The sequence below is a fragment of the Thermocatellispora tengchongensis genome (assembly GCF_014202315.1).
GTDB classification, from domain to species: Bacteria; Actinomycetota; Actinomycetes; order Streptosporangiales; family Streptosporangiaceae; genus Thermocatellispora; species Thermocatellispora tengchongensis.
Genome location: NZ_JACHGN010000027.1, coordinates 138,461 through 160,369, shown reverse-complemented (window position 1 = coordinate 160,369; position 21,909 = coordinate 138,461). Strand labels below are relative to the sequence as shown.

The 21,909-nt window shown below is 74.0% G+C and carries 19 protein-coding genes; 7 read left to right on the top strand and 12 right to left on the bottom strand.

Translation table 11 applies throughout. The features are described from left to right. The first annotated feature begins 132 nt into the window (after positions 1 to 132). On the top strand, positions 133 to 1,101 hold the full coding sequence (locus HNP84_RS43735; RefSeq protein ID WP_185055989.1) for a DUF2382 domain-containing protein: 969 nt from the start codon (positions 133 to 135) through the stop codon (positions 1,099 to 1,101). 141 nt (positions 1,102 to 1,242) lie between these two features. Here HNP84_RS43735 and HNP84_RS43730 read toward each other — a convergent pair whose 3' ends face one another. Beyond that, a complete protein-coding gene (locus tag HNP84_RS43730) occupies positions 1,243 to 1,791 on the bottom strand; it encodes an HIT family protein (RefSeq protein WP_221337498.1) in 549 nt (182 codons plus the stop codon). Positions 1,792 to 1,897: 106 nt separating this feature from the next. On the opposite strand from HNP84_RS43730, the gene HNP84_RS43725 reads away from it, so the two are divergent. After that, complete coding sequence (locus tag HNP84_RS43725) at positions 1,898 to 2,455, top strand: Asp23/Gls24 family envelope stress response protein (RefSeq protein ID WP_185055987.1); 558 nt, start codon at positions 1,898 to 1,900, stop codon at positions 2,453 to 2,455. Between the two features lie 88 nt (positions 2,456 to 2,543). Here HNP84_RS43725 and thrS read toward each other — a convergent pair whose 3' ends face one another. The 9 genes from thrS to HNP84_RS43680 form a co-directional block, all read right to left on the bottom strand. After that, positions 2,544 to 4,517, bottom strand: coding sequence for a threonine--tRNA ligase (gene thrS, locus HNP84_RS43720; RefSeq protein ID WP_185055986.1), 1,974 nt, complete (start codon positions 4,515 to 4,517; stop codon positions 2,544 to 2,546). 42 nt (positions 4,518 to 4,559) lie between these two features. Continuing rightward, entirely contained in the window at positions 4,560 to 5,156 is a 597-nt protein-coding gene (locus HNP84_RS43715; protein WP_246519414.1) for a glycoside hydrolase family 25 protein, read from the bottom strand. Positions 5,157 to 5,223: 67 nt separating this feature from the next. After that, the gene (locus tag HNP84_RS43710) at positions 5,224 to 6,372 is read right to left on the bottom strand and encodes a glycosyltransferase family 4 protein (protein WP_185055984.1); all 1,149 of its coding nucleotides are present in this window, start codon (positions 6,370 to 6,372) and stop codon (positions 5,224 to 5,226) included. After that, positions 6,369 to 6,803, bottom strand: coding sequence for a hypothetical protein (locus HNP84_RS43705; RefSeq protein ID WP_185055983.1), 435 nt, complete (start codon positions 6,801 to 6,803; stop codon positions 6,369 to 6,371). Before HNP84_RS43705 ends, HNP84_RS43710 begins: the two co-directional genes overlap by 4 nt. Beyond that, a complete protein-coding gene (locus HNP84_RS43700; protein WP_185055982.1) occupies positions 6,800 to 7,684 on the bottom strand; it encodes a sulfotransferase family protein in 885 nt (294 codons plus the stop codon). Before HNP84_RS43700 ends, HNP84_RS43705 begins: the two co-directional genes overlap by 4 nt. A 68-nt stretch (positions 7,685 to 7,752) precedes the next feature. Then, positions 7,753 to 8,727 carry a sulfotransferase gene (locus HNP84_RS43695; RefSeq protein WP_185055981.1) on the bottom strand — a complete coding sequence of 325 codons (975 nt, stop codon included), beginning with the start codon at positions 8,725 to 8,727 and terminating at the stop codon, positions 7,753 to 7,755. Positions 8,728 to 8,801: 74 nt separating this feature from the next. Beyond that, a complete protein-coding gene (locus HNP84_RS43690) occupies positions 8,802 to 11,210 on the bottom strand; it encodes a serine/threonine-protein kinase (protein ID WP_312927030.1) in 2,409 nt (802 codons plus the stop codon). 82 nt (positions 11,211 to 11,292) lie between these two features. Beyond that, a complete protein-coding gene (locus HNP84_RS43685) occupies positions 11,293 to 12,453 on the bottom strand; it encodes a globin domain-containing protein (RefSeq protein ID WP_185055979.1) in 1,161 nt (386 codons plus the stop codon). 11 nt (positions 12,454 to 12,464) lie between these two features. After that, positions 12,465 to 13,049, bottom strand: coding sequence for a pyridoxamine 5'-phosphate oxidase family protein (locus tag HNP84_RS43680; protein WP_185055978.1), 585 nt, complete (start codon positions 13,047 to 13,049; stop codon positions 12,465 to 12,467). A 190-nt stretch (positions 13,050 to 13,239) separates the two neighbouring features. Here HNP84_RS43680 and HNP84_RS43675 point away from each other — a divergent pair, with 190 nt between their 5' ends. The 3 genes from HNP84_RS43675 to HNP84_RS43665 all read left to right on the top strand — a co-directional run bounded on the left by HNP84_RS43675 (position 13,240) and on the right by HNP84_RS43665 (position 15,137). After that, positions 13,240 to 13,644 carry an ArsR/SmtB family transcription factor gene (locus tag HNP84_RS43675; protein WP_312927021.1) on the top strand — a complete coding sequence of 135 codons (405 nt, stop codon included), beginning with the start codon at positions 13,240 to 13,242 and terminating at the stop codon, positions 13,642 to 13,644. Then, positions 13,637 to 14,722: a cation diffusion facilitator family transporter gene (locus HNP84_RS43670; protein WP_185055977.1), complete on the top strand. Its 1,086-nt coding sequence runs from the start codon at positions 13,637 to 13,639 to the stop codon at positions 14,720 to 14,722. Before HNP84_RS43675 ends, HNP84_RS43670 begins: the two co-directional genes overlap by 8 nt. A gap of 160 nt (positions 14,723 to 14,882) precedes the next feature. Then, positions 14,883 to 15,137 (top strand): hypothetical protein, encoded by a 255-nt coding sequence (locus HNP84_RS43665; protein ID WP_185055976.1) that lies wholly within the window; start codon positions 14,883 to 14,885, stop codon positions 15,135 to 15,137. Between the two features lie 120 nt (positions 15,138 to 15,257). On the opposite strand, the gene HNP84_RS43660 is transcribed toward HNP84_RS43665, so the two are convergent. Further along, positions 15,258 to 16,664, bottom strand: coding sequence for an aKG-HExxH-type peptide beta-hydroxylase (locus tag HNP84_RS43660; protein WP_185055975.1), 1,407 nt, complete (start codon positions 16,662 to 16,664; stop codon positions 15,258 to 15,260). Positions 16,665 to 16,679: 15 nt separating this feature from the next. Continuing rightward, positions 16,680 to 17,891: an FxsB family cyclophane-forming radical SAM/SPASM peptide maturase gene (locus HNP84_RS43655; RefSeq protein ID WP_312927018.1), complete on the bottom strand. Its 1,212-nt coding sequence runs from the start codon at positions 17,889 to 17,891 to the stop codon at positions 16,680 to 16,682. Positions 17,892 to 17,990: 99 nt separating this feature from the next. On the opposite strand from HNP84_RS43655, the gene HNP84_RS43650 reads away from it, so the two are divergent. Next, positions 17,991 to 18,266: an FxSxx-COOH-like cyclophane-containing RiPP peptide gene (locus HNP84_RS43650; protein ID WP_185055974.1), complete on the top strand. Its 276-nt coding sequence runs from the start codon at positions 17,991 to 17,993 to the stop codon at positions 18,264 to 18,266. Positions 18,267 to 18,315: 49 nt separating this feature from the next. Beyond that, positions 18,316 to 21,903, top strand: coding sequence for an FxSxx-COOH system tetratricopeptide repeat protein (fxsT, locus tag HNP84_RS43645; RefSeq protein WP_185055973.1), 3,588 nt, complete (start codon positions 18,316 to 18,318; stop codon positions 21,901 to 21,903). Positions 21,904 to 21,909: the final 6 nt, after the last annotated feature.

The window sequence follows — 21,909 nt, the reverse complement described above, 5'->3', positions numbered from 1 at the left end:
GGCGTGAGGTCGGGCGGCGGGAAAGCGGCCTGAAAGGGCGGCCCTTTTTGCGTCCAGCGTCCGGCAAATCGGGTTATCTGCTCCAGGCATGCGGTAGGCCCTGCGTGAACCCGACAAAAAGGACAAAGGGCCATGATTACCCAAGAGCAGATCCCTACGGTGATCCATCAGCAGGTATACGACCCCAGCGGCCAGAAGGTCGGTGAAGTACGGCACGTCTACATCGACGACGTCACCGGGAGCCCGCAGTGGCTCGGCGTGCGTACCGGGATGTTCGGCACAAAAGAGACGTTCATCCCAACACGTGGCGCGGATATCGTCTCCGACCACGTGACAGTCAGCTATGAGAAAAGCCGGATAAAGGACGCGCCCAACGTGGAGGCCGACTCGGCCGGCCATCTGTCGGCCGAGGAGGAGCGTGAGCTGTACCGCTACTACGGCATCGGCTGGGACGAGTCCTGGGAGCGCGCCAACCGGCCGGGCGCGGAGGGCTGGGCCACCGGCGCCGCGTACACCGGCAGGGGCACGGAGACCGGCACGGAGACCGGCACCACGGCGGGAACCGGCGCAGGCACGGGCACCGGCATCGGGGGCGCGTACGCGGGCCGCGCCGGCGAGCGCCTGGACCGCACCGACCGCCTGGACGCCGGCTACCCGGACGACGAGGCGTACACGGGTGCGGCGTACGCGGGCGCGGCCTTCCCGGGCGCGGCGGGCGCCGAGGAGGCCATCACGCGCTCGGAGGAGCAGCTCCAGGTCGGCAAGGAGCGCTACGAGAGCGGCCACGTGCGGCTGCACAAGTACGTGACCACCGAGGAGGAGCAGGTCACCGTCCCCGTCACCCACGAGGAGATCCGGGTGGTGCGCGAACCGATCGGCGAGGGCGACATCGCCGGGCCCGGCGGCCCGGAGATCGCCGAGGCCGAGTACGAGACCACCCTGTACGCCGAACGTCCCGTGGTCTCCAAGCGCACGGTGCCGGTCGAGCGGGTGCGCGCGGCCAAGGAGGAGATCACCGAGAACCGGACCGTCACCGAGAGCGTCAGGAAGGAGCACATCCGGGTCGAGGGCGACACCGACGAATCGGGCCGCACCTTCTGACGCCCGCATCCGCCTCGCGACGGCCCCGCAAGACGGCCGCCGGGCGGGCTCCCGGCCGCCTTTCCGACATCAAGCGGTCTCCCGTTGAGCGCACCCGGCGGTCCCCCCGGATCAGCCCCGCCCCGTGCCGAGGGGCGGGGTTCAGGAGTCGGGCCACGCGTCGGCCAGCAGCACCCTGGTGTCCTGCAAGAGCTGCGGCAGGACCTTGGTGTGGCCGACGACCGGCATGAAGTTGGTGTCGCCGCCCCAGCGGGGCACGACGTGCTGGTGCAGGTGCGCGGCGATCCCCGCGCCCGCCACGCCGCCCAGGTTCATGCCGACGTTGAACCCCTGCGCGCCGCTGGCCTTGCGCAGCGCGTGCAGCGCCCGCTTGGTGAAGTCGGCCAGCTCCGCGGTCTCGGCGGCGTCCAGCTCGGCGTAGTCGGACACGTGGCGGTAGGGCACCACCATCAGATGCCCGGAGTTGTACGGGTACAGGTTGAGCACCGCGTACACCGCGCCGCTCCTGGCGACGATCAGCCCCTCGGCGTCGCTCAGTTTGGGGATCTCGCAGAACGGGCACCCGTCGGGCCCGGCGCCGGACGGCTTGTTCTCCCCCTTGATGTACGCCATCCGGTGCGGCGTCCACAGCCGCTGGAAGTTGTCCGGCACTCCGGCCCCGGCCTGCTCGATCGGATCGCTGTCCCGCATGCCAAGCAGCATAGGACCTCGACATCCGGACAAGGCGGGCGACCTTCCGGCAGAATCATCCAGCACGCCTACATACCCGCCATATCTCCGTCCTGGAGCGACGAACATGACCGAAACCTCCCTCGACCCCATCGACACCACCGTCGAGTCGCCCGAGCCGGGGCTGCCCGACGGCGTCACCCACCTGGACACCTCGCCGGTGCGCCCCGAGCCCGAGCCGCGTACGACGGAGGCCCCGCGCCCGTTCCCGCTCGCCACGCCCGAGACCACCGCGGCGCACGTGAAGGGCCGGATCAAGGTCGCCGACGAGGTGGTGGAGAAGGTGGCGGCGCTGGCCGCGCTGGAGGTGACCGGCGTCGCCGACATGGGCGGCGACCTGGAGCGCGCGCTGGAGTCGGTGCGCGACCGGATCGGCCTCGGCGAGCGCCGCGGCAACCAGGGCGCGCGGGCGCAGATCAGCGACCGCCAGGTGGCCGTGGACGTGACGATCGTGGTGGAGTACGGCCACGTGGTCATGGAGGTGGCCAACGAGGTGAAGACCAACGTGGCCAGGACCGTCAGCCGGATGCTCGGCCTGCGCGTGATCGAGGTCAACGTCACCGTGGACGACGTGCGCCTGCCCGGCGAGGACGCCGCGCGCACCCGGCCCGCCGCCGACATCTGACGGCCCCGGCGGGCGGAGGCCGCCCGCGGGAACGCGCCGGTCCGGCGGCCGGAGGGGGACGCCGGACCCGACGGGAACGATCAGCGGGTCAGACCTGGATGCGGCGCTCGACCGCGTCGATGATCTCGGCGACGGCCTCGTCGATCGGCACGCCGTTCTTCTGCTCGCCGCTGCGGTAGCGGAAGGACACCGCGCCCGCGGCGACGTCGTCGTCGCCGGCCAGGAGCATGTAGGGCACCTTGGCCTTCTGCGCGTTGCGGATCTTCTTCTGCATGCGCTCGTCGCCCTCGTCGACCTCGACCCGGATGCCGGCCGCGGCGAGCCGGTCGGCGACCGCCTTGAGGTGGGGCACGTGGGCGTCGGCGATCGGGATGCCGACGACCTGCACCGGGGCCAGCCACGGCGGCATGGCGCCGGCGTAGTGCTCCAGCAGGATCGCGAAGAACCGCTCCACCGAGCCGAACAGCGCCCGGTGGATCATGTACGGGCGGCGGCGGGTGCCGTCGGCCGCCTGGTACTCCATGCCGAACCGCTGCGGGAGCTGCAGGTCGACCTGGAGGGTGGAGAGCTGCCAGCGGCGGCCGATGGCGTCGCGGATGTGCACGTCGATCTTGGGGGCGTAGAAGGCGCCCTCGCCCTCGGCCACGACGTACTGCACGCCGGACTTCTCCAGCGCGTGCCGCAGCGCGGCCGTGGCCTCCTCCCACTCGGCGGGGTCGCCGACGTACTTGTCGGGGCGGGTGGCCAGCTCGGCCTCGAACTCGGTCAGGCCGTAGTCGCGCAGCAGGTCGATGACGAACTGCAGCAGCGAGGCCAGCTCGTCGGCGAGCTGGTCGGGGGTGACGAAGATGTGGGCGTCGTCCTGGGTGAAACCGCGCGCCCTGGTCAGCCCGTGCAGCACCCCGGACTTCTCGAACCGGTAGACGGTGCCCAGCTCGAACATGCGCAGCGGCAGCTCGCGGTAGGACCGGCCCCGGGCCTTGAAGATGGTGATGTGGAACGGGCAGTTCATCGGCTTGGGGTAGTAGGACGCGCCCTCCATCTCCATGGGCGGGTACATGCCCTCGGCGTACCACTCCAGGTGGCCCGACGTGCTGAACAGCGTGGACTTGGCGAGGTGCGGGGTGACCACGAACTCGTAGCCGGCCTGCTCGTGGCGGAGCCGGGAGTACTCCTCCATGACCCGGCGCACCCGGCCGCCCTTGGGGTGCCAGACGGCCAGGCCGCCGCCGATCTCGGCCGGGAAGCTGAACAGGTCCAGCTCGGCGCCCAGCTTGCGGTGGTCGCGCCGCTCGGCCTCCTCCAGCATGGTGAGATAGGCGTCCTGGGCCTCGCGCGACTCCCAGGCGGTGCCGTAGATCCGCTGGAGCTGCGGGTTCTTCTCGCTGCCGCGCCAGTAGGCGCCGCCGGTGCGCATCAGCTTGAAGGCCGGGATGACCCGGGTCGAGGGCAGGTGGGGCCCGCGGCACAGGTCCTTCCAGCACAGCTCGCCGCTCTTGGGGTCGAGGTTGTCGTAGATGGTGAGCTGCCCGCCGCCCACCTCGACCTCGGCGCCCTCGCCGGCCTCGGCCGCGCCGCCCTTGAGGCCGATCAGCTCCAGCTTGTACGGCTCGGCGGCCAGCTCGGCCCGCGCCTCGTCGTCGGAGACGGGACGGCGGGCGAAGGTCTGGCCCTGCTTGACGATCTCGCGCATGCGCTTCTCGATGCGCTTGAGGTCATCGGGGGTGAACGGGCTCTCGACGTCGAAGTCGTAGTAGAAGCCGTTCTCGACCGGCGGGCCGATGCCCAGCTTGGCCTTGGGGAAGAGGTCCTGGACCGCCTGGGCCATGACGTGGGCGGTGGAGTGGCGCAGGATGGCGCGGCCGTCGGGGCTGTCGATGGCGACCGGCTCGATCGTCTCGCCGTCGGCGACCTGGGCGGCGAGGTCCTTCAGCTCGCCGTCGGCGCGGGCGGCGACGACCGTGCGGCCGTCGGCCTCGAGGACCTCGCCGTACGTCGTGCCCTCCGCCACCACACGCTCGGCTCCGGCGAGGGTGATGCGCAGTTCGGCGACGGCAGACACGGTTGCTCCTAGATCGCTGAGGATGAGTGATTACCACGCATGTTACCGGGGGTCGAGACCCAGCGAGGTCAGCTCGCGCCGGGACCCCGCGAAGACGTTCTTGTCGATGGGGCTGTGCGCGTACTGGTGCAGGCGCCAGGAGTCCCACGGGGGCGGCACGTGCGGCCTGCCCTTCGGGGAGCCGGGGCTGGAGATCCACAGCGGGTACTCGGCCAGCCCGGCGCAGTTGCCGTCCTCGGCGAAGGCCACGAAGGTGTAGACGAACGGGCGCACGCCGCTGCGCTCCTCGACCGCCCGGCACCAGCGGCGGGCGAACCTGGCCACCCTGGCGGGCGGCAGCCCGTCGGCGTCCTCCAGGTCCAGCGCGAGCAGGTCGCCGCGGCGCAGCCCGCCCGCCGCGCGGATCACGCCCAGGAAGTGCTCGGCCTGCTCGCCCGGGTCGCCCTTCGGCCGCGCGAAGTGGTAGGCGCCGCAGACCAGCCAGTTCTCCCGCATGCCCGCCCAGTTGCGGGCGAACCACGTGTCGGTGTAGTCGCCGCCCTCGCTCGCCTTGGCGAAGGCGAAGGCGACGCCGTCGCGGGCGTGCCGCTCCCAGTCGACGTCGCCCTGCCAGTTGGACACATCGATGCCGTGCAGCATGCGGTTCACCCCGCGGGATTGTAATGAGCCGGGCCCGCCCCGCGCGCCGACGCGCCAGGGCGGCGCGTCAGCGGCGGGACAACAGCTCCCGGAACAGCGACTCCCAGCGGGGCATGACCGCGTCGGGGGCGTAGTCGAGCACGGTCTTGGCCGCGGCGGCGCCCATGCGCAGCCTGGCGTCCCTGTCGCCGATGAGCTGGTTGAGCGCGGCGGTGAGCCCGGCGACGTCCTCGGGCGGCACCAGCAGGCCGTCTACGCCGTGGGTGATCACGTCGGCCGGGCCGGTCGGGCAGTCGAAGCTGACGATCGGCAGCGCGTGCGACATGGCCTCGATCATCACCATGGGCAGGCCCTCGAAACGGGAGCTGAGCACGAACAGCGACGCCTTGCGCAGCTCCTCGTCGAAGTGCTCGGTGCGGCCCATCAGGAACACGTTGTTGTACAGCCGGTGCTCCTCGATCAGCGCGCGCAGCTCGTCCTTCTTCGGGCCGGTGCCGTAGATGCGGAGCTGCCAGTCGCGGTGCCGCTTCACCACGCCCGCGAAGGCCGGGATGAGCAGGTCGAAGCCCTTCTGCGCGAACAGCCGCCCGGCGGCCACCACGATCTTGCCGGTCTGGTCGGAGTGGGGGTGGTCCACCTTGTGCACGGCGTTGGGGATGCGCTCGACCCGCACGCCCGGCAGCGCCTGCTCGTACTCCCTGCGGTCGGTCTCGGTCAGGGTGACCACGGCGTCGAAGGCCCGGTAGTGGCGCAGCACCGCCTGGCGCACGTCGGGGCGGTGGGTGGCCAGGTTCATGTGCTCCTGCGCCACGCGTACGGCCCGCCGCGGCGCGAAGCGGGCGGCGAGCAGGTTGAGCCCCGGCCTGGTGGTGACGAGGACCCCGTCATCGACCCCGCCGACGAAGTCGATGACGGCCTTCTCGACGTCGGGGGTGAAGTAGCGGATGGCGAACTCGCCGCTGGGCACCATCCGGCCGCGCAGCTTGCGGCGCATGCGCGCGCCCAGCGAGGGCGGCGCGACCCCGCCGCGCTGGTCCACCAGCGCCGAGAGCTTCACCCGGGGGTCGAGGGCGAACTGCGGGCGGTCGCGCCGCCGCACCACGCTGACCAGCTCGACCTGGTGCCCGGCCCTGACCATGGCGTTGGCCTGGTTGATCACCGTGCGGATCGTGCCCCCCATGCCGTAGGCGTGCAGCAGGAGATAGCGGATCCTCATGGGCCGTACCAATAGTCGATGGAGACGTTCTCGTTGACGGTGTAACGCGGACGCACGTGGACGAACCCTTCGTCTACGGGGATGAGCTGTGCGGGGAACACCATGATGGAGGCCTTGTCGCGGATGTCGTCGAGCCGCCTGCCCACGCGCAGCCGCCTGTCGCCGGCCCGCAGGTACAGGTCCCACACGCCCTTGTCGGGCGCCTGCGGCGCGATCAGGTCGCCGATGGGCACCGACAGCTCGAACCTCTTCCCCCTGACCGTCGCGGGGTAGTCCAGCTCGGGGCCCGCCGGCTCGCGCAGGACCAGCGCCGCCCGCCACTCGCCGAGCGACTCCAGCCCGCCCTCGGCGTCGAGGCCGTGCACGAGGCCGAGCACGCGCACGCGCCCGTCGCCGGGCCAGATCTCCTCGACCTCGGCGTGCGGCTTCACCGGACGTCCTTGCCCAGGTAGCCCCACGCCTCGGCGATGCCGCGCAGCTCGGCGGGCACCCGCTCGGCCGGGGGCAGCTCGCGGCCCTTCTGCACCTGGCCGGAGCGGATCTTGTCCTTCCAGTCGCCGAGCCCCTTGCGGAAGTCGTCGCGCCCGCCGTACTCCAGCATCCCGGCCTCCCAGGGCACGCCCAGGAACTCGCAGATCCGCCTGGTCTCGGCCTCGGGGTCGGCGGTCAGGTCCTCGTAGCGCACCGTCAGCCCGTCGAGCGCGCGGCGCGCCCGCTGGACCGCCTTCATGTAGCGCAGCGCGTCGGCGACCGCGGTTTCGAAGTCGCGCTTGTCGGGGCTGGCCTCCTGCCAGGACTGCGCGATCGACATCGGGTGGCGCAGCAGGAAGATGTAGCGCGCCTCCGGCCAGCACGCGGCCAGCCGCTTGTAGGCGAAGGCGTTGGCGGGGGTCTTGTCCACGACGATCCGCTTGCCCGAGCGCACCAGCTCCCGGTGCAGCACCCGGTCCCAGAGCAGGTGCTCCAGATCGGCCTGGTTGTGCCCGAGCGCCTCCATGGCCTTCTCGGCCAGGGAGGTGCCGAACCCCACCGCGAGCCGCCGTACGTGCAGCTCGTGCGGCGCGTGGATCTGCGAGTGGCTGTTGAGGATGACCCGCAGCAGGGTCGATCCCGACCGCACGGGCGAGATCAGGAAGACCGGCGAGACGAGCCGGTCCACCTTGGGGTCGGCCGGCGGCCGGACCTGCTCGTCGGGTGCGGTGGCGGGACGTTCGGGGGCGGCCGGGGGGCGTTCCGGGATCTTCTGGACGCGGCTGAAGCGGAATCCGGTCAGTTCACCGACCGTTTCGTTTACCTTGCGCTTCCAGTTCATGGCGAGGGAGGCTAACAACGCTTCCTGAGTGTTGCCTGGATAATCGTCCAGTTCCCCCGGCCGCAAGCTCACCCGGCGGTGAGTCTCTCGCTCACGTGCGAGTTTCCTTCCGCCTGGGACACATCTTCGGTCTCGGGGGGCAGGTAACCCCAGATCCGGCAGATGGGCACCAGCTCGGGTGGCACGTCGGCCGCGTCGGGCAGCGGGCGGCCCGGTTGTACCGTGCCGCTGCGGATCTTGTCTCTCCAGTCGCCGATGCCCTTGACGAACTCGCCGTGCTGCTTGTCGCCGTAGTTGATCATACCCGGTTCCCAGGGCACGCCGAGGAACGCGCAGATGCGCCTGGTCTCGGTCTCGGGGTCGCGGGTCAGGTCCTCATAGCGCACGGTCAGGCCGTCCAGGTCGCGCTGGGCGTCCACCAGGTACTTCATGTACTGCAGCGTGTGCGGCACCGCCTCGGACATCGGCCGCTTCTCCGGGTCGGCCTCGTGCCAGGACGTCGCGATCGACAGCGGGTGACGCTGCAGGAAGATGAACCTGGCATCGGGCCAGCAGGTGGCGATGCGCTTGTAGGCGAAGACGTTGCTCGGGGTCTTCTCCACCAGGATGCGCTTGCCGCTGCGGACCAGCTCCCGGTGCAGCAGCCGGTCCCACAGCAGGTGCTCCACGTCGCTCTGGGTGTGGCCGAGCGCCTCCATGGCCTGCTGCACGGGCTCGGTGGGCAGGTTGACCGTGACCCGGCGCACGTGCACCTCATGGGGGGCGTGGATCTCCGAGTGGCTGTTCAGCATGACGCGCAGCAGGGTCGAGCCCGACCGTACCGAGGAGAGCACGAACACCGGGGCCTTCAGCAGGCGGTCGGCGACGGGGTCCACGGGCGGGCGCACCTTGTCGCCCGGCGCGCGCCGCGGCAGCACGACCGTCGGCTGCGGCGGCTTCGGCGCCGCGGCCGCCGCCGGTCGCTTGCGGACGTTGCCTGCTCGCGTGAAGTTGTAGCCCGTGATCCCTTCGAGCGTCGCGTTTACCCTGCGCTTCCAGTTCATGCCCACGCACCTTAGGAAGCCTTGGTAAACCGCGTGTGAACGCGACCTGTGGGGTTGGCTGCGGATCGGGGCGGTCAGCCTCCGGAGTCCCCCTCGTTGAGCAGGCGGGTGATCTCGCGCGCGGCGCGGGCCAGCTCGGCGTCCGCGGACGCGCCGCGCATGATCGCGGCCATCGCGCCGGGGATGACGGTGCTCTCCACCGCGGTCCAGCCCGGTGTCTCCGGCGCCGTGCGGATGTCGCCGGTCACCTGGGCGAGGGACCGCAGCGCCTCGCCGGCCGGGACCACCCCCGCGTAGCGCGAGGTGTAGCTGAAGGTGTCGGCGAATTTCATGGAGTTGGCCCGGCTGTTGAGGTGGGTGAGGTAGGCGAAGGCGGCCTTCTTGGCCCGGCTCTTGCCCCACACCGCCAGCTCCGAGCCGCCGCCGAAGACCGGCGCCGCTCCCCCCTCGCGGGCGGGGATCGGGAAGATCGCGAAGTTGCCGCGCTCCTTGGGGGCGCGTTTCTCCAGGTCGGACAGCATCCAGCTCCCGTCGACGTACATGCCGAGCCGGCCGCGCACGAAGTCCTGCAGCGGCCCGTTCAGCGGGTACCGCCCGATGTACGCCTCCGGCGCGACGCGCTCGTCGGTGACCAGGCCGGTGAAGAAGCGGACCCCGGCGGCGGCCTGGGGCGAGTCGATCACGCCCCGCCACCTGCCGTCGCGCCGCACCGCCACATCGCCGCCCGCGCCCCAGATCCAGCTCATGATCGCGTACGTCTGGCGGGTGGGCGCCCCGATGCCCGGCACGCCCTTGGCCTTCTGGATGGCCTTGGCCGCGGCGACCAGCCCGGCCCACGAGCGCGGCGGCTCCAGGCCCAGCTCGGCGAACCAGTCCTTGCGGTACCAGATGCCGTGCACGCCGGTGTACCACGGCATGGCGTAGGTCCGCCCGTCCCTCCGGTCGGCCGCGACCGCCTTCTGGTCCAGTCCCCCGCCCTCGCGCCAGGCGGCCATCTCGGCGGTGATGTCGGCCAGCGCCCCGGCGTCGATCAGGCCCCCGACGTGGGTGTTGCCGATCTCGGTCACGTCCGGCGCGTCGCCGCCCGCGCGCGCCGCCCGGAACCGCTGGAGCGCCTGCGCCCAGGGCACGTACGTGACCTTCACGTCGGTCTCGGGGTACTGCTTGCGGAACTCCCGCTCGACGCCCTCCAGGAACAGCTCCTTGGTGGAGGTCCGATCGCCCATCATCCACACCGTGAGGGTCTTGGGCCCGTCGCCCGCGGCCGGGGGCGCGGACGTGCCCGGGGCGGACGTGCCCGGCGCGGCCGTGGGCGGAGAGGTGGGCGTGCCGTCGCCGGAGCGGACGAAGAACACCGTGGCCGCGGCCACCGCGGCGGCGGCGAGCGCCGCGGTGAGGGGCACCAGCACCTTCCGGGCGCGGCCCCCGCGCCGGAGCGGCTTCTCCGGGATGGTGTGCGTCGAGTGCGTGGAGTGCGCCGCGTGCCCTATGGGCGCGCTGTGCCCTGTGTGCGCCGGCACGGGCGGCAGGGTGCCCGGGGCCTCAGGCCGGGTCGGCGCGGGCGGCACCGACGGCACCGACGGCACCGAGGGGATCGGCGGGACCGACGGGAGGGCGGCGTCCGGGGGCAGGTGCCACGAGGCCGTCAGCACGGCGCTCGCGGCCCGGTCGGGGTCGCCGGGCCCCGCCTGCGCGCCGCGCCCGCCCGCCAGCGCGACCAGGATCTCCTCCGCCGAGGGCCGGGCCGCCGGGTCGCGGGACAGCGCCCGGCGTACGAGGGCGTCCAGCGGCGGGTCGAGCGGGCCGACGGACGGCTCGGCGTACAGCACCCGGGCGGCCAGCTCGGCGACGGTGCCGGCGCCGAACGGGTGGCGGCCGGTCCCGGCGTACACCACCAGGCAGGCCCAGGCGAAGATGTCGGCCGCGGCGGTGATCTCGCCGCCGCCGAGCTGCTCGGGCGCGATGTAGCCGGGGCTGCCGACGAGCTGCCCCGGGCTGGTGTGCCGGGCGAGCGCGTCGGCCGCGCGGGCGATGCCGAAGTCGATCACGCGCGGGCCGGACAGCGAGAGCATCACGTTGGCGGGCTTGAGGTCGCGGTGCACCAGCCCGGCGGCGTGGATCGCGGTCAGGGCCGCCGCGACCCCGACCGCCACGCCGTACAGAGTGCCGGCCGAGAGCGGGCCGTGCCGCTCGACCTGATCCGACAGCGGCACGCCCTCGATGTACTCCGTCACCATGAACGGGCGGCCGTCGCTCAGCCCGTGGTCGAGCACCTCGGCGGTGCAGAACGAGGCGACGCGGCGCGCGTTGGCGACCTCGCGCTCGAACCTGGCCCGGAAGCCCGGGTCCTCCGCGACGGCGCGCCGGATGACCTTGATCGCGACCAGCCGTCCCGCCCCCGGCGCGGCCTGCCCGGCGCGGGCGAGGTAGACGGTGCCCATGCCGCCCTCGCCCAGGCGGGCGAGGACCTCGTAGCCGCCGATCAGACGCGGGTCGTGCTCGCGTAATGGTTCCCCTGGCGTGATGACTCCTCCGGCGTCGGGCTCGGTCGCTCTCCCCCCCGTGTCACCGTCGAGAGTACGGGCTCACCGGCGGCAGCACGAGCCCCGAGGGGTCCACGGACTCGGTGTGGATGCGCTGCGGCGGGACGCCGAGCCCGAGCAGCCGCTCGGTCGAGGCCCTGACCATGCCCGGCGAGCCGCAGACGAACACCTCGCCGCCCGCGTCGACCCGGTGCCTGGCCACGGCGTCGGCGACGCTCTCGCGGGGACCGTGGGCCGGGTCGTCTGAGACGGCGAGCACGAAGCGCATCCTGCCGTGCCGCTGACGCAGACGCAACAGGTCCGGCAGATCGTACGCTTGCTTGCGCAACCGTACGCCGTGGATCAGGTCCACGGAGGGGCGGTCGGGCATCCAGGCGGTCTCCTCCACGATGGCCTTCAGCGGGGCGAGCCCGGTGCCCCCGGCGACCAGCAGCAGGTGCGAGGCGCCGCCGGGACCGAGGACCATCGAGCCGCGCGGCGGGCCGAGCAGCAAGGTGTCCCCGATCCTGGTGTGGTAGGCGAGCGCGGTGCTGACCCAGCCGCCGGGGACCACGCGTACGTGGAAGGAGAGCAGGTTGTCGGCGCGCGGCGGGTTCGCGATGGAGTACGGCCGCCACACCCGGGGCCAGTGCGGCGTCTGCAGCGTGGCGTACTGGCCGGCCTGGAACGGGTACGGCGCGGACGGCCGCACGTGGATCACGACGAGGTCGTCGGCGCGCAGGTCGTGCCCGACGACCTCGGCCTCCCAGCAGGGCGGCGTCGTCAGCGCGTCGCGCTCGGCGGCCTCCACCATGATCCCGGCGATCAGGTCGTACGCCGCGGCCCACGCGGCGGTGTGCGCGGCGGTCCAGGCGCCACCGGCGTTGGCGCGCATCGCGCCGATGAGGCAGGTGCCGAGCAGGGCGTAGTGCTCGGGCAGCACGCCGTACTTGCGGTGGTCGCGGCCGAGTTGCCCCAGGTACTCCCGCAGGCCGGCGCCGTCCTCCAGGTTCAGCACCACCTGGGTCAGCGCGCGCAGCAGCCGGTCGCGCTGGGCGTCCATGGCGGCGGGGAACATCTCGCGGACCCGCGGGTAGCGGGAGAACAGCATGCCGTAGAAATCGGCGGCCACCCTCTCGGCCCTGCCCTCGACGAGCGCCCAGCCCTGCCGGATCGCCGCGATGTCCACTCCCGTGTCGCTCATCCCGCTCCCGCTCATGAGGTCCCGACCGGCCGCCCCTCGCCCACGCCGTAGTAGTCGCCGGCGGCCGGCCGCGGCCCGTCCGCACGCTCCTTCCTGGCCAGCCTGGGGATGTGCTTGGAGCAGTGGATGTACGCCTCCTCGACGTCCACCTCCACCCACCGCTCGACCCGCTCCTCGCGCAGGCCGTAGCGGCGCTCGGCGTCCAGGGCGGTGGTGATCCTGGCCCGCCCGTTCACGTGCAGCCCGACCAGGTCCTCGAAGAAGTCGATGAACAGCAGGCTGATGTGCGGGTTCTCCAGGATGTTGCCGAGGCTGGCGAGCACGCCGTTGCCCCGGTACTCCGGGTAGACCAGCGTGGCGTCGTCGATGCTCCGCACGAACCCGGGCGGCCCGGCCCGGAACGTCGTGTCGCAGTTCCCGGCGGCGTCGGCGGTGCCGACGAAGGCCATCTCCTGCCGGGCCACGAACTCGCGCATCCGGGGCGTGAGCCGATCGGACATCTGCCGGCCGTAGAACGCCTCGGCCCGCGCCCTCGTGCCGAACAGCGACTGGAGCACGTGCTCCCCATGCGATCCGGGCAGGTTGCCGGCATCCATCAGTCTCGCTCACCCCCACGGCGCGCCATCACGCCCCGCATCAGATCCACGCCCTACCGTCACCGGGCCACATAAGTGTTGGATCATAAATGAATCCACACGCGTCCGAATGTTGTTTGACAAAACCCGGTAATCAGGGTTCAGAACGACACTCTCGACAGACAGGCAAGGCTTACCTATCCTTGAACATGTGAAGGAGCGTTCAAATGTCGTGGCCCTGAACCCCGATGCCTGCGCGACGCCCGTGGTGGACGCCGCGCGGGTGTCCTCGGTCAGGCAGGCCATGCCCGGCGAGGAGACCGTGCAGAACCTCGCCCAGGTCTTCGCGCTGCTCGCCGACCCCGGACGGCTGCGCATGATGGCCGCGCTGCTGGAGGGCGGCGAGATGTGCGTGTGCGACCTCGCGGCGGCGACCGGGCAGAGCATGTCGGCCGCCTCCCACGCGCTGCGCCTGCTGCGCATGCACCACGTGGTGAAGGTGCGCAGGTCGGGGCGCATGGCGTACTACCGGCTCGCCGACTCCCACGTGCGGATGCTCTTCGACCTGGCCATCACGCACATGCGCCACGAAGAGGACGGCGGCGGCGATGGGTGAGCGCACGCCCACCCCGGCCGCCGGTCCCGGCGCCGGGCACGGGCGGCACGGGCATGAGCGGCACGGGCATGAGCGGCACGGCCAGGGCAACGGCCACGGGCACGGCCACGGGCACGGGCACCTCGTGGCGCGGGACGCCGACCGGCGCTACCTGGCCGGGGCGCTGGCGCTCATCGTGGGCTTCATGGCCGTGGAGGTGGTCGTCGGCGTCATCGCGCGGTCGCTGGCCCTGATCTCCGACGCGGGCCACATGCTGACCGACGCCATCGCGATCGTGTTCGCGCTGGTCGCGATGCGCATCGCCGCCCGGCCGCCGCGCGGCGGGTTCACCTACGGGCTCAAACGCGCCGAGATCATCTCGGCCCAGGTCAACGGCATCACGCTGCTGCTGCTCGCCGCGTACTTCGTGTACGAGGGCATCCGCCGCCTGATCGCCCCGCCCGAGGTCGAGGGCCTGTACGTCGTCGTCACCGGCCTGGCCGGAATCGCGGTCAACCTGGGCGCCACCTGGCTGCTCAACCGGGCCGACCGCGGCAGCCTGAACGTCGAGGGCGCCTTCCAGCACATCCTCAACGACCTGTACGCCTTCATCGCCACCACCGCCGCCGGCGTCGTCATCTGGCTGACCGGCTGGGGCCGGGCCGACGCCATCGCCGCGCTGGTCGTGGCCGCGCTGATGCTGAAGGCGGGCTGGGGCCTGGTGCGGGCCGCGGCCCGGGTCTTCATGGAGGCGGCCCCCGTCGGCATGAACCCCGCCGAGATCGGCCGCCGCACCGCCGCCCTCGACGACGTGGTCGAGGTGCACGACCTGCACATCTGGGAGGTCACCTCCGGATACGCCGCGCTGTCGGCGCACATCCTGGTCGCGCCGGGCGCCGACTGCCACGCCGTACGCCAGGCCGCCGAGCGCATGGTGCACGAGGAGTACGCGATCGACCACACCACGCTCCAGGTGGACCACGCGCCTCCGGAGCTGCTCACGATCGGCGGCGACGACCGCGGCGCCCACTGCCGCGACGCCCACGGCCCCTCGCACCGCAACCCGGCCCGTCCCGGCGAGGCGCCGCCCCGGCCCTGACGCCGCGGGGCGTGCACGACGACACACCGGGCGCGTGCCGAAGTACGCGGACGGAACCCCTCCTGCGGGAGAGAGTCGTTCTGGCAGCGGATGCCGGAGCCGGGCACCACTCCGGCATCCCGCCTTCCGGACACAGGGTTCCATCACCGGGGAGCAGATCATGGCAGGCACAGCCGGAATTCTCACCGCGGCACGCGCCGAAGCCCTCTTCGCCGGCTCGCTGTCGGCGACGACCCGGCCGAGCCGGGAGGAGGCCACCGCCGCCATCAGGACGTCCGTGCGCGCCCACGGGGGCACGCGCGGCTGCGCGGCCCAGGTAGCCGCCTGCTACGGGGACTACCCCGACCTCGCGGCCGGCCGCATGCGCTGGGCGCTGGCCACCGTCCAGGCGATCTACCCCCGCCGCCGCCACTGACCCCCCACCCGGCCCGGTGCGGGGCGCGCGGGGGAATGAGGGCCGTGCAGGGCCGTGGGATGCGGATCGCGCCCACCCGTGCGGAGCACACCCCGCATGGGTGCTCGGCTCCCACCTTCTTCAGGTCTGGGTGTGGTTGCGGTGAAGCCAGCGGGCGCGGTGGCGGGCGGCGGCGGCACGGGCCAGGGCGGCGGCGGGGGCGGGGACCGGGTCGGCGGACATGGCCTCGGCGGCCCGGAGGATGCCGGTGGCGAACCGGCGGCCCATGGGGGTGAGCCGGTCGCCGGCGAGCAGGGTGCGGGCGGCGCGGCGGGTGGCCTCGCGCCAGTGCGCGTATTCGGCGTGGGCGCGCAGCGACGCGCCGGGATCGGGCTCGGTGTGCCGGTGCACCCGCCAGAAGGCGGCGACGCCGAGGTGGGCGTAGCAGCCGTGCAGCACGGCGGCGGGCGGGCGCGGGTCGATCCGCCAGGGCGCGTACAGCAGCGGGCCGCCGTCGCCGCCGGGGACGGTCAGCTCGTACAGGTCCATGAGCGCCGCCAGTTTGGCGTGCTGCGCCTCGTGCACCAGCGCCACGGCGGTGGCGACCGCGTCGCCGGGCGGGCTCAGCCCCATCGCCCCGAACGCCGCCCGCGCGGTCGCACTGGCGCCGGCCGGCCACCGCTCCCCCGCCGCCCCTGAGCCGGGCACAGAGCCGCCGGGCGGCCGCTCCCCGGGGCCGGTGAGGGGGACGACCGCTTTCAGGATCGAGCGGATCTCGGCGGCGGGTCCCGGGTGCTCGCGGGTCAGGAGGCGCCAGCCCGCGCGCAGGCGTTCCTCCCAGTGGCGGGCCGCGGCGGCGCCGAGACGGCCGGCGGGGGCGGGGGCGCCCGGGAGCGCGTAGCCGCCGACGTCGTCCAGGGCCACCGGGAAGCCGGCCGTGTCGGGGGCCAGGTCCATGCGCCGGATCGCCTCCCAGCGGGCCGGGCCCGCCCCGGCCGGGCCCGCGTCCGGGGCGATCGGCAGGCGGAGGCCGTCGGCGATCAGCTCGCCGCCGCCCGGGCCGGAGCGGAACAGCACGGTCTCGCACGGCACCCCGAACACGGCCCGGCCGAGGGAGGGCAGCCGCACGGTCGCGAGCGTGCCGGGGGCCGCCGTGGGGCCGCGGGCGGCGGGCAGGAGCAGCGTGGCGCGCGTGCCGGTGCGCAGCGCCGCGGCGGCGGCCACGCAGGCCGGGAAGCCCGCCCGTACGGCGTCGGGGGCGCCGCGCCCGCGCATGATCGTGGCGGCGGCCCACGCGCCCGTCGCCGGGTAGGTGATCACCTCGCGCACGGCCTCCCGATCCGCGCGCTCGGCCTCGGCCAGCACCCGCAGGGCCTCGGCCGGGGGCGTGCCGGCGCCGCCGCCAGAGGCGTGCAGGGCGCCGGCCAGCAGCAGGAGGTGCTTGCTGTGCTCGGCGGCGGCCAGGTGCGAGGCCGCCTCGGCGCCGCCTCCGCCGTGGGACAGCGCGGTCAGCAGCGGGGCCGGGAGGGCGTGGCGGGGCGGGATCATGCGCCGGCGGGCCGGTCATCCCGGGGCCGCGCGGAGGGCGGCCACGTCGCGGGTCAGGCGGTCGCGGATCTCGCCGATGAGGGCGTACAGGTCGGGGCAGTACACCGAGGGGTTGGCGAAGCCGCCGCCGCGCCGGTAGCGGTGGGCGAGGTCGCCGCCGCCGCAGACGCGCACGAGGTCGCAGGCGGCGCAGGTGGGGCACAGGGTGGCGGCGGCCGGGTGCAGGACCGCGGCCTGCGGGAGGGCGGACACCGCGTCGAAGGGGTCGGTGAGCACGTTCAGCCCGGTGTCGCCCGCGCCCTCGAAGGCCACCTTGAGCTGGTCGCTCAGCTCGATGCCGCCGTCGGTCTCGACGACCGCGATCGACTGCGCGGACCGGCCGAGGGTGCCGAGCGCGGAGGTGCCGCCGAGGAGCAGGTTGATGATCTCCTCCAGGAACCGGACCCGGGTCTCCTTGCGCTCGGCGCCGTACCAGCGGCGGAACACGGCGCCCAGCCAGTCGGCGTACGGGGTGGCGCCGGGGGCGGCGCGGCCGGGCGGCGGCGTGGTCCAGGTGGCGTGCGGCAGCAGGAAGTCCACGGCCGGGGGCTCGTGCTCCAGCAGCGCCTCGTAGGTCGCCACGGGGTCGTTGTCCAGGTCCACCACGCACAGCAGGCCGTCGTACAGGTGACGGTAGGGCTCGGCGCGCAGCCGGGCCAGGGAGGCCGCCACGGCCTCGTGGCTGCCCCGGCCGGAGGCGGTGCGGCGGTGCCGGTCGTGCGCGGACGGGCCGCCGTCGAGGCTGACCCCGACGTGCACGTCCAGCCGGTCCAGCAGGCGCAGGTAGACCTCGCCGAGCCGTACGCCGTTGGTCTGCATCTGGACGCGGACCCGCGCGTCGCCGCCCACCTCGGCGCGCACCCGGCGTACGACGTGCTCGATCTGCTCGGGCCGGCACAGCAGCGGCTCGCCGCCGTGCAGCACCACCCGCACCGCGGGCAGGGCGTGCCGGCGCACGTGCTCGGCGATGCGCGCCGCGGCCCGCTCGGCGACCTGGCGGGGCATGACGACCGGCCGCCGCGCCCACCGCCGGTCGGCTCCCCGGTAGACGTAGCAGTAGTCGCACGACAGGTCGCACCTGCCGTGGATCTTCAGGACGAACACCCGGAACGGCCCTGGCCCCAGGGGTTCACCGCTGGGCGCGGGCCGATCCTCCTCGACGCCCGGCACGGCTCCTCGTCCCTTCACCGATCGCACGCACCCTCATATAGATCACGGATGGGAATCCCCGTCAACGTCCCCGGCGCGCCGCCATGCCGCGCCGCTCCCCCATAGACTCGGGGAGCGATGGGGATATCCGACAGTAGCTCCGCCGACGCCGCCCCGCGCGCAGAACGCGCCGCACGGGGCGACGGCCCGCCCGGCGAGCGCCCGGCCGGGGCGCCGGTCGTCCGCTCCGACCTCGTCGATCTGACCGGGCTCGACATCGAGAGGATCGCCGCCATGCCGCCGTCGGTGCTGGCCGAGTCCCTGCGGCGGATCTACCGTGAGAACGCCGGTATTTCCGACGTCTACAACACCGATTTCAGCCAGGGATCTCCGAGCCCGCTCGACGAGACCTGACGGCCGGAGGACCCGCGGTCCCGCGATGGGGCGCGAGGAGGAGGCTCGTGTGGCACGTGTGGTCGTGTTCTACGCGGTGCGCGAGGGTCTCGGCCGCACCGTGACCACGGCGCAGCTCGCGCTGCTGCTGGCCGGGGGCGGCATGCGGGTGGCCGTGGTCGATCCCGGGCGCGACCCCTCCGACCTGCGCCGCTGCCTGCGCCGCCGGCTGCCGCCCGAGGGCGGCGACGAGAGCGTGCCGCTGCGGCTGCGCTCCCCCGCCGGTCACTGGATCGACTTCTACGGCCCCGCCGCGCCCCCGCCCGCGCCCGGCGCCGGCTACGACTACGTGCTGGTGGACGTGCCGAGCCGCGACGAGGAGACCCTGCGCCGGACCGCCGTGGGCGCCGACCAGGTGGTGCTGTGCTTCCGCCCGTCGATGGAGGGCATCGCCGAGGCCGCCGAGCAGGCCGCCCTGGTGGGCGCGCTGGCCGGGCGCGAGACGCGCATCCGGCCGCTGGCGATGCAGGTGGCGCTGGAGGAGCCGGGGGCGCTGGCGCGGGCGCGGGAGGCGGTGCGGGCGGCCTTCCGGCCCTACTCGGGCGACGACGTGCTCTGGTCGGACATGGAGATCCCGTTCTGGCCCGCCTACACCTACTACGACGGCACCGCGCCGCTGGAGGAGTCGCCGACGCTGGCGGCGGCGTACGAGGCGCTGGCGCGGGCGCTGACCGACGGCAAGCTGACCGCGCTGTCGCGGGTCGTGGTGCGTTACGAGCCCGACGGCAGGGTGTGGGCCGAGTGGCTGGCGGAGTGGCTGAACACCTGCGGGCTGGCCGCGCCGCTGTATCCCATGGCCGCGGCGGGCGACGTGCGGCCCACCCGCGACACCGCCGTGGCCGACGTGCGCGGGGCGCGGGCGGAGGACGACGACGACCCGGCGCTGCGGTGGTCGCGCGGCGGGCCGTACCGGCGGGCGCCGCGCACCCGCGAGGCGCGGCTGCGCGTCCACCGGTGGAACGCCGAGACCGAGGAGCTGGAGCTGGGCGCCCGGACCGAGGCGACCCTCGACGTCGATCTGGCCCGCAGGTTCGGCACCCGGCTGCCCGAGTACGAGGTGCGCTTCCGCTTCCCGGGACACCCTCCGGTGCACAACCTGCCGCCGCCGCTGCGCTCCTTCGTGGGCCGCGAGCGGTCGCTGATGGAGCTGCGCGACCGGTTCGGCACCGGCACGGGCCGCCGGGTGGTGGTGCTCGACGGCGAGGCGGGCCGGGGCAAGAGCGAGCTGGCGGCCGAGTACGCGCGCAGGTTCGGCGGCGCGTACGACGTGGTGTGGTGGGTGCCCGCGCACGGCGCGGAGGCCGCCAGGCGCAGCCTGCGCGACCTGGCCGACCGGCTGGGGCTGCGCACGGGCGGCGACGCGGCGCGGGCGGCGCTCGGCCACCTGTCCGGCGGGCGCGAGGGCTGGCTGCTGGTCTACGACAACGCCGACGACCCGGCGGCGCTCGACGGGCTGCTGCCCGGCGCGGGCGGCGGTCACGTGCTGGTCACCACGCGCTCGGCGCCCTGGCCGCAGGAGCACGAGCGCTGCGAGGTGGCCGAGTTCACCGAGGACGAGGCCGTGGAGCTGCTGCTGCGCCACATGGACCCGCTCGGGGCCCTGCCTCCGGCCATGCGCCCGGCGCTCGCCTCGGCGGCGGCCCTGGTGGGGCGCCTGCCGTTCGCGGTGGAGCTGGCGGGCTCGTGGCTGCGCGCCGAGCACGGCCGCCGCCGCGCGGTCAACGACGCGGCGGCCGAGGCGGCGAGCGCCGCGGTGGCGGCGTTCGAGTCCCGGTTCCGGGAGGAGCTGGTGCGCCTGTCGCGGCTGCGCCCGCACCCGGAGCTGTCCCCCGCGGGCCGGGCGGTGGTGGCCATGGCGCTGGCCGCGGCCGAGGAGGACGCGCGCGACGACCCGGCGGCGGGCGACCCGGGCGGCAACCTGACCAGGTGGTACCTGGAGGCGTGCGCGCTGCTGTCGGAGGAGGGGGTGGGCGTCCGGCTGCTGCGGGCCCCGCAGACCCGCGCCGCCGCCCGCGAGGGCGTCCGCGCCGACGCGGCCGCGGGCGTCGATCCGGCGCACGCGCCGGCCGGCGGCGGGCTCGCGCATCCGCTGGTCGTGGACGCGGTGCTGACCCGGCTCACCCGCCACGCGCTGGTGCGGGCCGACTTCGAGCGCGAGTCGGTGCGGATGCACCGCTTCACCCGCGAGCTGGTGCGCGCCCGGCTGCCCGACATGGCGGCGCGCAAGGAGGCGCTGGCCGAGGCGCTGGCGGCGTACGCGCCCGACACGCTGCCGGGCAACGAGCGCGTCTACGCCGAGCTGCGCCCGCACGTGGTGCCGCTGGACGCCCACCTGAGCCCGCATCCGGCGGTGCACGCCTGGCTGGTCAACCACGTGCGCTTCCTGTGGCTGCGCGACGACCGCGAGTCGTGGGAGGCGGGCGAGGCGCTGGCGCGGCGCGCGATCGAGCAGTGGACGGCCGCGCGCGGCGGCGGCCTGCCCGACGTGCACGTCCCGGGCATGCGCACCCAGCTCGCCAACATCTACCGCTCGCTGGGACGCAACCGCGAGGCCGCGGCGCAGAGCGAGCCGGCCGTGGTGGAGCAGCGGCTGCTGGACGGCAGCCGCGCCCCGGTCTCGCTCACGGTGGCCGCGGGCTACGCCGCCGACCTGCGGCTGCAGGGCCGTTACGCCGCCTCCTACGCCGAGGACCACGCGATCTGGAGCAACCTGAGCCGGCTGCTCGGCGACCGGCACCCGCTGACGTCCGGCACCCTGACCAACCTGATGGCCTCGGCGGCGCTGTGCGGCGACGCGGAGGAGGCCCTGAGCCTGGCCGAGCGGCAGTTCGCCCGGCTGCGCGCGATGTACGGCGACGACCACCCCGACCTGTGGATGTGCGCCTGCCGGATCGCCCGCTACCAGCGCGACCTGGGCCGTTACCGGGCCGCGCAGGCCCGGCTCACCGAGGCCCTGGAGCACCTCGGCCAGAGCCCCGGCCCGGCCGAGATCCGGCTGCGGGCGCAGACGGGGCTGGCGATCGTGGCCCGGCACACCCGCGACACCGCCTCGGCGCTGCGCCGCGACACCGACACCTACGAGGAGTACCTGAAAATCTACGGCGACGCGCACGTCGGCACGCTGGCCTGTGCGATGAGCCTGGCGGCCGACCTGCACGCGGCGGGCAAGCGGGCCGACGCCGTGGAGCGCGCCGAGGCCACCCACGCGCGGCTGATCGCCCGCGGCTACGGCATGCCGTACGTCATGGCCTGCCAGGTGAACCTGGCGGTGTACGCGCGGGCGGCGGGCGAGCTGGACCGGGCCAGGCAGCTCGGGGAGGAGGCGGTGCGGCTGCTGCGCGCGGCGCTGAGCCCCTGGCACCCGCTGACGCTGGCCGCGATGGCCAACCACGCCGGCACGCTGGTCCGGCTGGGCCATCTGGAGAGCGCGGCGGAGCTGGAGCGCGAGGCCGCCGACGGGTTCGCGGCCCGGCTGCCCGCCGACCACCCCAGCGTGCGCACGGTGCTGGCCAACCTGGCCGACACCGAGGCGCGCCGCCGCGGCGAGCGCCCGTCCGCGCCGCGCGAGGACATCGACGTGGAGCTGCCCGGCCACTGAGCCGCG

Coding starts and splice junctions, on each gene's coding strand:
- HNP84_RS43735 (WP_185055989.1), top strand. CDS start 133: ATGATTACCCAAGAGCAGATCCCTACGGTGATCCATCAGCAGGTATAC.
- HNP84_RS43730 (WP_221337498.1), bottom strand. CDS start 1,791: ATGCGGGACAGCGATCCGATCGAGCAGGCCGGGGCCGGAGTGCCGGAC.
- HNP84_RS43725 (WP_185055987.1), top strand. CDS start 1,898: ATGACCGAAACCTCCCTCGACCCCATCGACACCACCGTCGAGTCGCCC.
- HNP84_RS43715 (WP_246519414.1), bottom strand. CDS start 5,156: ATGCTGCACGGCATCGATGTGTCCAACTGGCAGGGCGACGTCGACTGG.
- HNP84_RS43710 (WP_185055984.1), bottom strand. CDS start 6,372: ATGAGGATCCGCTATCTCCTGCTGCACGCCTACGGCATGGGGGGCACG.
- HNP84_RS43700 (WP_185055982.1), bottom strand. CDS start 7,684: ATGAACTGGAAGCGCAAGGTAAACGAAACGGTCGGTGAACTGACCGGA.
- HNP84_RS43695 (WP_185055981.1), bottom strand. CDS start 8,727: ATGAACTGGAAGCGCAGGGTAAACGCGACGCTCGAAGGGATCACGGGC.
- HNP84_RS43685 (WP_185055979.1), bottom strand. CDS start 12,453: ATGAGCGACACGGGAGTGGACATCGCGGCGATCCGGCAGGGCTGGGCG.
- HNP84_RS43680 (WP_185055978.1), bottom strand. CDS start 13,049: ATGGATGCCGGCAACCTGCCCGGATCGCATGGGGAGCACGTGCTCCAG.
- HNP84_RS43670 (WP_185055977.1), top strand. CDS start 13,637: ATGGGTGAGCGCACGCCCACCCCGGCCGCCGGTCCCGGCGCCGGGCAC.
- HNP84_RS43665 (WP_185055976.1), top strand. CDS start 14,883: ATGGCAGGCACAGCCGGAATTCTCACCGCGGCACGCGCCGAAGCCCTC.
- HNP84_RS43660 (WP_185055975.1), bottom strand. CDS start 16,664: ATGATCCCGCCCCGCCACGCCCTCCCGGCCCCGCTGCTGACCGCGCTG.
- HNP84_RS43650 (WP_185055974.1), top strand. CDS start 17,991: ATGGGGATATCCGACAGTAGCTCCGCCGACGCCGCCCCGCGCGCAGAA.